The sequence below is a fragment of the Polaromonas sp. P1_G4 genome (assembly GCF_056405475.1).
This window is the reverse complement of record NZ_JBFUCA010000129.1, coordinates 1-9,343: the sequence shown is the minus strand read 5'-3', so window position 1 is coordinate 9,343 and position 9,343 is coordinate 1. Positions and strand designations below refer to the sequence as shown.

The following is a 9,343-nucleotide window of genomic DNA, read 5'->3' as shown; positions in this document are numbered from 1 at the left end:
GGTGACGCCACGGGCCGGCCTGTGGTGTTGCTCATCATGGGGCTGGGCATGCAGCTGATTGCCTGGCCGCCGGCCATGGTGCAGGCGATCGCTGATGCCGGCTTTCGTGTGGTGCGCTTTGACAACCGCGATATCGGCCTTTCGCAGCACTTTGACCACCTTGGCTCGCCTAGCCTTTTGTGGGAGGGGCTCAAGTTCCGTATGGGCTGGCGTATCCGGCCGCCCTACAACATTGAAGACATGGCCGCCGACACCGTGGGCGTGCTGGACGCGCTGCAAATCGGCAAGGCACATGTGGTGGGTGTGAGCATGGGCGGCATGATCGCGCAGCGCGTCGCGGTGCTGGCGCCATCGCGCCTGCTCAGCCTGACCAGCATCATGAGTTCCAGCGGCGCGCGCGGCCTGCCGGAAGCCAGCCCGGCTGTGACCCGCGTGCTGCTCAGCCGGCCTGCCGGCAGAGGTGTGCAGGCCGCCATCGACCACACGGTGAAGCTGCTCAAGGCCATCGGCAGCCCGGGCTTTCCCATGGACGATGCCGAGATTCGCGAAAAAGTCGCTGCTGCGGCGCAGCGCAGCTTCCATCCGCAGGGGGTTCTTCGCCAGATGGTGGCCGTTGCCGCTGACGGTGCGCGCGCCTCGGCACTTGCCAGGGTGACGGCGCCGACGCTGGTGGTGCACGGCCAGGCAGATCGGCTGGTGCCCATGGCCTGCGGGCAGGACACGGCAAGACGCATTCCTGGTGCGCGTTTTGAAAGCATTGAAGGCATGGGACACGATTTGCCGCCGGGTGTTGTTGACCGTTTGCTGGCGCTGCTGATCCCCCACTTCAAAGCGGCAAGCTGATACAGCCCATAGCCTGGGGCTTTGTACGGCGGCTTTCAGCCTGGCAGCGGTTAGCGGCGAAAATGGGTGCATGAACACCCCTGAACAATCCCAGCTCGGCAAATCGTCGGCCTATATCGACCAGTACGACGCCTCGCTACTATTCCCGATACCGCGCGAAGGCAAGCGTGCCGAGATCGGCGTCACCGGTACACCGCCGTTTTTCGGCGCAGACATGTGGACGGCGTTTGAGCTGAGCTGGCTCAATATGCGCGGCAAGCCGCAGGTGGCACTGGCCCACATCACCGTGCCTTGCGAATCACCCAACATCGTCGAAAGCAAATCCTTCAAGCTTTACCTCAACAGCTTTAACAACACGCGTTTTGCCGATGCACGCGATGTGCGGGAACGCATTCGCGCCGACCTGAACGGTGCTGTCGGCATGGGCGTGGGCATCAAGACGCTGGGCCCCGAGCTGTTCGACCGCGAACCAGTGCATGAACTCGACGGCCTGAACCTGGACCGGCTCGACGTGGAGTGCATTCATTTCACGCCCACGCCCGAGCTGCTGTTTGCCGAGTTCGACGAACCGCCGGTTGAAGAGACGCTGACCAGCAACCTGCTCAAAAGCAATTGCCTGGTCACTGGCCAGCCCGACTGGGGCAGCGTACAGATTCGCTATGCCGGCCCGCAGATCAACCAGGAAGGCCTGCTGCAGTACCTGGTGAGCTTTCGCAACCACAACGAGTTCCATGAGCAATGTGTGGAGCGCATCTTCATGGACGTCTGGACGCGCTGCAAACCCATGAAGCTCTCGGTATATGCGCGCTACACGCGCCGCGGCGGGCTGGACATCAATCCGTTTCGCACCAGCCATCCGCAGGCGCTGCCGCCCAGCATCAGGACTGCCCGGCAGTAGCGGGCGACCGGCCTGACCATTCGCTGCAGCCAAGGAGGGTTTTCTTGAAAAGCATCTGCTGCGCCGGTGCAATCACCGTTCCCTCCGTATCGTTCCAGATCTGGCGCTGTTCGCAAAGGATGGGCTTGGTGTTGTCCAGAAAATCCGATGCTCCCTGCTGGAAAAAGCGAAGAACCGTTTTGGGATCACACAGCGCTTCTTGGGCGCAAATGGCAATTTCTTCATAAAAAAGAGACAACCGCCCGATAGCGGCGCTGAATTCCGGGTTTCGCCTGTAACGCCCTATGTAGGCGTCGAAGTAGAACTGGGTCTTGAATTTTTTCTTCTGCTCCGCTGAAAGGCTTGGGTCGCGAGCCAGCTCTTCCCGGTACTGTTTGTATTCGCTGGTCACGGCGTCGCTCACGGCCTGCACAATGATGTGGTTTTTCATCATCGCCTCGGACTTGAATTCATTGACGTAGGCGAAGGCGCGATCAACCCGGGCTTTGTCTTTGGCATCGATGTATTGCACGCCGCTGAAGACCGCGCCGACCAGAGCACCCAGCAATGCCGTCCATGGCAGCAGCTGTTCAGGAAGCGTCTTTTGCGCACGGAGCGTGCCCGCAACGGTGGCTGTGCTCATGGCACCACCTTTTTCTGTTTCGGAGGGACGTGATCGTCCGGGCATCGGTCGGGATCCACATGGCAGATGGTGCCTCCGCTCACGCCCAGCTCGGAACTCTGTTTCGCGGACTTGTCATAGGCTACGGGTTTGTCTTTCCCTGCATCGTGTTTTACGGTCGTGGGTTCTGATTTGGCCGGTGCCGGTCTTGTGTAGGTCGGCTTTCCGAGCTGCGCATGGTTGTTCCCCACCGAGAGCAGCAGGGCCAGTACGGTAAATGTGAAGCGGGCCGCAGTGGGGACGGAAGGCGGTGTTTTCACGAACAGCTCCTCGGTTGCACGGGAAACCACTCTAGAACTTGTATCGCACTACTGCATCCTCCAATTGAGGGAGATTCACCGGCTCGGCGCCGCAGGCCTCAGAGGTCGCGGAAATGGTTCAAAGGCGCCAGCGCACTGAAGTCGCCCGCGCGCTTCTCCTTCATGGCCGTCACCGCCTCACGCACATGCGCATTGCTCCAGATCGCGCCCTGCAGCCAGCCCATCTGCTTGAGCGCGTCGTCCACCGAGTGGTCACGCGTGTAGTGGATGGCCTGCTTGGTGCCCCAGATGGCCACCGGCGGCTTGGTGGCAATCTCGCCGGCGCATTGCATGGCGGCCGCCAGCATCGCCTCGGCCGAGTCAAACACTTCATTGACGAGGCCGTAGCCCAGCGCCTTGGCCGCCGGCATTCGCCGCCCGGTGTAAGCCAATTCCTTGACGACCGCCAGCGGCACCAGTTTGGGCAGGCGTTGCAGGGTGCCCACGTCGGCCACCATGCCGATGTTGATTTCCTGGATGCAGAAGAATGCGTCGGCCGTGGCGTAGCGCAGGCAGCAGGCCGTCACCATGTCGACGGCCCCTCCTATGCAGCCGCCCTGGATGGCTGCAATTACCGGAATGCGCAGCGTCTCCAGCTTGGTGAAGGTGGCCTGCATGTCGCCCAGCATGTCAAAGATGGCAGCTCGGCCTTCGGGGCTTTTGTCGTCCATGGCAATGTCGCTGCCAAAGGTTTCCAGCGCCATGCCGGCGCTGAAGTGCTTGCCGGTGCTGGAGATCACTAGCACGCGCGCCTCGCCGGCCTTGTGGATGTGCGTGAGCGCCGCATCCAGCTCGCGCCAGAAGCTCGGGTGCATGGTGTTCATCGCCTCGGGGCGGTTCAGCACCAGGTGGGCGACGTGGCCGGTGATGTTGAGGGTGAAGCAGGTAAGAGGGGGGAGGGGGGTGGCGTTCATGCCGCCACTCTAAGTGAGGCTTCTCTATGCCACAAGGTCCAGCCAGTCACACCTGAGACGCCGCGCAATGTGCGCCCGTGCCCGAACATAGACATACATTCGCGGCGCCAGTGTGCCGAGCACGCACAGCGGGTAGGCCCAGGCCGCCTCAAAGGTAAAGGCCGGCAGCCAGCCCATCCAGCCCATCACCCAGGCCGTCAGCACTATCTCCCAGAGCTGGCATTCAAGCGGGTGCGCCGCTCGCTGCGCCTCGCGCCAGTCCTTGACGCGTTGCAACTGTGCCAGCGTGATGGGGTGCCAGTACGGCGACCGGGCAGGTAGTGATGCCTTGGACGGGTCAGAGGGGTCAGACATAAAGCCTCCGTGCGGAAGCTTCAATGTAAGTTTCGTGAAAGCTTCTGTCAACGGCCCGAAAGGCCTGAAAGAAGCAAAAAAAGCCTCGAAAGGTTTCTGGATACGGCCGGCTAAATCCGGCGGCGGCGCGGCACCACGCTCAGCTGCAGCGTGAGCTTGCCGGGCGACGCGGTCACGGTATAGGCCTGCGGGGCGATGTCGATCAACTGGTCGGCATGCCAGACCTTGATCTGCGCAGCGCCTTCGGGCAACTGCTCGACCTGCGCTACGCCGTCGGCGCCTGTCAGCACGGCCCAGGGCGACTCGCTTACGTACACATGGCCGCGCATCGAGCCGTGAATGTGGCAGCCCAGCAGCACGGCGCCGGCCTTGTTGAAAGTGGCATCAGCGGTTTTGGCAGGTTTGCTTTCGGGCTTGCCGTCGAGCCGGAGCTCGAACCCCTCGCCCGGCGTTGCGTTGAACTGCGCTGCGCCGGCGGCCGAGCCGCGCACATGGTGTTCCCACGGATCGTTGTTGACGAACTGGGCCTTGGCGCCCAGCGCCACCACGCTGACTGCCGGCACAAAACGCATCTTTTCCTGGTAGATCGTCACCTGGGCGGGCAAAGGGCTTTGGGGCGCCCCGGTTTTGGCGGAAGGCACCACGACGACTACGGCGTCCGGCGCCGGCTTGCCTTCCTTGTCGAGCACTTGAATGGAAATGTTTCCGGCTGCAGACCATATGGGTAGTGCGCAAGCAGCTATGAAAAACAGAGCAGATGGCAGTATCCGGGAAGCAGGGCGTATAAGCTTGGGCATGGGATTCTTTCGGCTTAACCTTCGCGGGGAGTCAGCAATGCCAGCACAGCCGCCACCGCGAACAGCGCCAGGACATCACCCCAGAGGTGCCCCATGTTGTGGTGGCCCTGAAACGACTGAACTGCCATCACCCCGCCGTGTGCAATGCTGGACCAGACGGTAAACCAGATGAGGCTGCGGTGCAAGAGAGGGTTACGGGCGGCGAGCATGAGGAAGATCCCCAGCGTTGCATAAAGGGCGAGGATCATCTCCAGGTAATACGAACGCCCTTCCGCATGCCACGACCAGCCTGAAGGCCAGACGACGGTGAGCGGCCACAAGCCGAAAGTGAACGTCACCCCTATCAGCACCAGGGCAATGCGCAGGTATTTGATGCGATCAGCGTCAGTCATTGTTGTCTCTTTCGGATCATCAGAAATCGCGCATTTCGGAAACCTGCTCTCGTGTGCGCTGGAGGTGAGAGCCCGTGAGGCATGGCCTGGGGGTGAACGGCAACAAGAAACCATTGCAGCGCGCATGGCACCGCAATGGCAGTCCGGTTCAAGGGCGGTTTACTTGGCAGCCGGTTTGTACTCGGCCACAGCCTTCGCCAGGTCGCGGGTTTCTTCGCAGGTGGCGCAAATCGCCTGCAGCTTGGCCAGCTGCGCGTCGGCCTGGGCTTTCTGGTTGGTCTTCAGATAGGCAATGCCCGAGTATTCCAGCGCGCCCTTGTGCTTGGGGTCCAGCGCCAGCGCCTTGCCATAGGCGGCAAAGGCATCGTCGTACTTGCCCATCCAGCGGTTGGAATAGCCGAGGTAGTTGTAGGCGTCGGCATTTTTCGGGTCCTTGGCCACCACCTTGTTAAAGCTGCTCACGGCCTCCGACCAGTTCTTGGCGCTGATGGCTTTTTTACCCGCCGCGAAGTCGTCGACCTGGGCGTTTTTGGCTGGCGTGGTTTCGATGTCGGCTGCCAACGCTGCACCGGCCAGGGCCAGGGCGATGACGGGCAATGCGACCAAGTTGCGGATGGAAAAAGTGTTCATGTCGGGCTCCTTGAGATATCAGTTGATTGAAACGCGCTGCAAACCAGCACCTTATACAAACGGTATGACAGGGAAAACGGATGCAGGGCGAGTTGTAATTTATTTGTAAACACCACGGCGGCTGCGCTTGATCGATGGCAGGCTCGCTGATTTCTCATCTGATGGGGAAAGCTGGGCAGCCGTGGGATCACTGGCAGGGCGCTGAAGTCAGCATTTTTACCGCGGTCAAAAAGTCGCCCGGTTTGACCCAGCTCACGTTCCAGTCGCCGGATACAGGGACTTGACGCTTGTGAGCGATGACCATGCGGTGCTTTGGTACCACGAGGATGTATTGCCCATGGACGCCCCAGGCCATGTAAGCGCCACTTAGTGGCGAATCGGCCGGCTCTTCCAGCGTCCACCAAAGGTAGCTGTAGCCAAAGTGACGGCTGGCCGTGCGCGCCGGATGCATTTGCGCGGCCGCGGTGACGGGTGTGGTGATTCGAGTGGCCCATTCTGGGGGAATGAGTTGCTGGCCGCGCCAATTGCCGTGTTGGAGCATCAAGTAGCCCAGCCGCGCCATGTCTCTGGTTGACAAGAAAAAATGATAGGCGGCGTGCCGGGACTTTGTAAGGTCCCCGGTGCGCTGGTGACGAGCGAGGTCGAAGTCTTCAAGCTGCAGCGGCGTCGCAAGATCGTCCGCGAATGTGCGGTAGATGCTGCGATTTGTCAGCGCMTCGAAGACTGTGCCCGCAGCGTTGAAATCCCAGTTGTTGTACAGAAAATAAGTGCCGGGCACTTGTGAGCCGCGCGGTGGCGCCGATGCCAGGTCATCGCCTGTGTTGGCCGCCGGGTGATAGACGCCAGAGCGCGCGGTCAGAAGGTGGCGCAACTTTGCCTGGCGCTCCAGAGGCAATAGACCACCCAGGTCGTCAATGTCGAGGTCGGCCAGTGTTTTCTCCAGATCGATCGTGCCATCTGCGACATATTTCCCATACAGCATCGCCAGCACACTTTTGCGAGCCGAAAACACGATGCTGACGGTATCGACGGGGCCATAGCTGAACAACACCCGGCCGYCCTGCACTGCCAGAACTGCGGTGGAATCAAGGGTTCGCAAGTAGTCGCGTGCAGCATCCAGGCGCTCATGACACGCGGGGCTTAGTGAAGTGGGGGAAATGGGTTCCCACGCCTTCGCCGGAAAGACGGGCGCAGGGGCTGCCGGCGTTGTTGCCCATCCGGCTGCCGGCATCGAAACCAGCAAGGCCGTGACGGAGGCAAGAAAAAAATGCTTCATTCTTGGTCAAATCTTTGCGCAAGGTTGTATCAATCGCCAAACCAAAGAGCCTTCTGGTGCCAGGCGAGATGTTTCTCGCGGGCACGGCAAACTCAGTCGTGCATGACCCGCGCTGTCCCTGACACCTTGATCGAGGCGCCGGGGTTGGGTGGAATTTCGGCGCGCAAGCACGAGCGCATGCCCATGTCTTCACCCTGCACGATATCGATGGCGCCGCCGTGCGGCCACTTCAGGTCGCGCAGGTAGCCTGCAAAAGCGGCTGTGGCTGCACCTGTGGCGGGGTCTTCATACACGCCGCCCGAAGCAAACGGATTCCGGGTGTGAAAAAACCGGGGAGTTTGCGCATGGGCCAGCAGGATGGTCACCAGCCCCGCCTTGTTCATCAACTCGCGGCCCGTGTCCAGGTCATATTGCATGGTCGCCAGTTTGTCGCGGCTCTTCAGAACCAGTACCAGATGGTCTGCGCCGCCATGGGCGAGCGCGGGGGCAATGCGCGGGTCCAGGTCATCCGGTGTGTAGCCGAACAGCGCCAGGGTGGCCAGCACCAGCGGCTGTGGGGCAGCCTGGCTGCGCGTGGGCGGCGATTGCAGCGCGGCGGTGATCGTCTCCCCGTTGCGCCGGCCTTCAACCGTGATGCTGGCCTGGTTCAGGGTCAGCGCAAACACGCCATCGCCATGCTGAAGGGCCAGTGCTGCGCCCAGGGCTATCGTTGCATGGCCGCAGAAGGGCACTTCGGATTCCGGCGAGAAATAGCGCACCCGCCAGCCGGCGCCGCTTGCAACGGCAAAAACTGTTTCCGAGAAGCCAAGCTCCGCAGCGATCCGCTGCATCTCACGGTCATCCGGAAATTGGCCGGCGATCATCACGCCGGCGGGGTTGCCGCCGGTGTTTCCGTCAGAAAAGGCTGCAATCTTCAAGACACTCATCGTTTTCCTTGTGAAATGGAAGGCGGGCTGCTTGCCTGTCCGGCGCAATTCATATTGCGCGCTGCCACCGCAGGCCGAAAGGCAATGCTCGCGGGCCGAACAAAAAATGCAGCACCCTGCGCATGTTGCCGCTGGTGGATCTGGACGAAGCATGCAGCAGCAGCGGGCGCATGGCCATCGCGCTGCCTTGCCCGGCCGTGCAGGTGAACCCGGTTTGGGCCTGGCGGGCTGCTGCGGCGTCCTTCGCCTGCATGCGGCCGTACAGGTGTGACCCCGGAACCACCCGCAGTGGACCGTCCCCCGGGCCGCAGGCATCGATGTGCAAACGCACCGCCACCAGCTGCTCCAGCACCTCGGCAGGCGGCTGGACATAAAGAATGCCTTCCTTCCTGGACCAGCCACTCAGGCTCGCGTGCTCTACGTGATCTGCCACTGGAATGCTCAGGTCCTGGTGCACCGGAACCAGCCAGTTGCGCGACGCCGACTTCTCGAAGTAGGTGCATTGCACAGCCGCAAAACCGGCCGGAACCAAGGGGGCCATTGACACGTGCCGGCGCACTCTTGCTGCGAGCGCCTGGCACCAGGCCTCCGACAGCAGGCAACGTGTTCCCGCCGAGTTGGCGGAAATCCCGGCAAGGCGCGAAGCGGCCGATTCACACTGGGCGRCAGTCAGCACCTGCGGAACAAGTGCGAAGCCCTGCGTGGTGAATGCGGCGTGGTCCATCCCGGCTTGTTTTGCAAAGAGGGGTTGAATGCTCACAGCATCGACTGAAACAGCAAAAGGTACTGGGGATGCTGCGAGACCGTGTTGTGGGAGGTTCCGGGCAGCATCTTCAGCACCGCTGTGCCATTCTTGAAGTGCGCGTGCAACTGGTCGGTGCTGGCTTTCGGAATGACTTCATCGTATTCGGCCGAAATCAGCAGCGTGGGCACGGTGACTTTGGCCGCGTACTTCCAGGACTCGAATTTATCGACAAGAAGCCAGGGGATGGGAAACCAGGGAAAGCGCTTCGCTGCCAGTTCCTCGATGCTGTTGTAGGGCGTCACCAGAATCAGGCGCGACGCCGGCCGCTGGCTGGCCACCCAGACCGCAACGCCTGAACCCAGACTCCTGCCAACCACAGTGACATCCGAATGCATCCGGCTGACATGGTCGAACAAGGCCAGGGCGTCGCTTTGAAGCGCCGCCTCGGTGGGGTTTCCGGTGCTTCCGCCATAACCGCGGTAGTGAAGCAGGTAGAGGGCATGGCCTGGAAAAGCTTCCGAGAAAGACGGCAAATTCGGCGAAACGTCTTCGGCATTGCCCCCGAAGTAAATGATGGCCTTGGGCCCGGCCGTTTGCCGGGCGGTGAC

General features: G+C 61.5%; 13 protein-coding genes. 2 read left to right on the top strand and 11 right to left on the bottom strand.

Annotation, left to right across the window (positions count from 1 at the left end):
- Positions 1-843, top strand: an 843-nt coding sequence (locus tag AC1D1X_RS08735; protein WP_477698143.1) for an alpha/beta fold hydrolase, incomplete at its 5' end; no start/stop codon positions are given.
- 70 nt (positions 844-913) lie between these two features.
- Positions 914-1,741, top strand: a complete 828-nt coding sequence (gene queF, locus AC1D1X_RS08730; RefSeq protein ID WP_477671246.1) for an NADPH-dependent 7-cyano-7-deazaguanine reductase QueF — start codon at positions 914-916, stop codon at positions 1,739-1,741.
- Here the strand turns inward: queF and AC1D1X_RS08725 are convergent.
- The 11 genes from AC1D1X_RS08725 to AC1D1X_RS08675 all read right to left on the bottom strand — a co-directional run.
- A complete protein-coding gene (locus AC1D1X_RS08725) occupies positions 1,722-2,363 on the bottom strand; it encodes a hypothetical protein (RefSeq protein ID WP_477671247.1) in 642 nt (213 codons plus the stop codon). The genes queF and AC1D1X_RS08725 overlap by 20 nt on opposite strands.
- Positions 2,360-2,662, bottom strand: coding sequence for a hypothetical protein (locus tag AC1D1X_RS08720; RefSeq protein WP_477671248.1), 303 nt, complete (start codon positions 2,660-2,662; stop codon positions 2,360-2,362). The genes AC1D1X_RS08725 and AC1D1X_RS08720 overlap by 4 nt, the downstream gene beginning before the upstream one ends.
- A gap of 98 nt (positions 2,663-2,760) precedes the next feature.
- Positions 2,761-3,615, bottom strand: coding sequence for an enoyl-CoA hydratase-related protein (locus tag AC1D1X_RS08715; RefSeq protein WP_477671249.1), 855 nt, complete (start codon positions 3,613-3,615; stop codon positions 2,761-2,763).
- A gap of 24 nt (positions 3,616-3,639) precedes the next feature.
- Positions 3,640-3,969, bottom strand: a complete 330-nt coding sequence (locus AC1D1X_RS08710; protein ID WP_477671250.1) for a hypothetical protein — start codon at positions 3,967-3,969, stop codon at positions 3,640-3,642.
- A gap of 110 nt (positions 3,970-4,079) precedes the next feature.
- Positions 4,080-4,658, bottom strand: coding sequence for a cupredoxin domain-containing protein (locus AC1D1X_RS08705; RefSeq protein WP_477671251.1), 579 nt, complete (start codon positions 4,656-4,658; stop codon positions 4,080-4,082).
- 122 nt (positions 4,659-4,780) lie between these two features.
- The gene (locus tag AC1D1X_RS08700; RefSeq protein ID WP_477671252.1) at positions 4,781-5,158 is read right to left on the bottom strand and encodes a DUF6632 domain-containing protein; all 378 of its coding nucleotides are present in this window, start codon (positions 5,156-5,158) and stop codon (positions 4,781-4,783) included.
- 159 nt (positions 5,159-5,317) lie between these two features.
- Positions 5,318-5,788, bottom strand: a complete 471-nt coding sequence (locus AC1D1X_RS08695) for a tetratricopeptide repeat protein (protein WP_477671253.1) — start codon at positions 5,786-5,788, stop codon at positions 5,318-5,320.
- A 187-nt stretch (positions 5,789-5,975) separates the two neighbouring features.
- Positions 5,976-7,064 (bottom strand): serine hydrolase domain-containing protein, encoded by a 1,089-nt coding sequence (locus AC1D1X_RS08690; protein WP_477698142.1) that lies wholly within the window; start codon positions 7,062-7,064, stop codon positions 5,976-5,978.
- A gap of 92 nt (positions 7,065-7,156) precedes the next feature.
- Entirely contained in the window at positions 7,157-7,990 is an 834-nt protein-coding gene (locus tag AC1D1X_RS08685) for a PhzF family phenazine biosynthesis protein (protein WP_477671254.1), read from the bottom strand.
- A 49-nt stretch (positions 7,991-8,039) separates the two neighbouring features.
- Positions 8,040-8,714 carry a phytanoyl-CoA dioxygenase family protein gene (locus AC1D1X_RS08680; protein ID WP_477698141.1) on the bottom strand — a complete coding sequence of 225 codons (675 nt, stop codon included), beginning with the start codon at positions 8,712-8,714 and terminating at the stop codon, positions 8,040-8,042.
- Between the two features lie 32 nt (positions 8,715-8,746).
- Positions 8,747-9,343, bottom strand: a 597-nt coding sequence (locus AC1D1X_RS08675; protein WP_477698140.1) for an alpha/beta hydrolase, incomplete at its 5' end; no start/stop codon positions are given.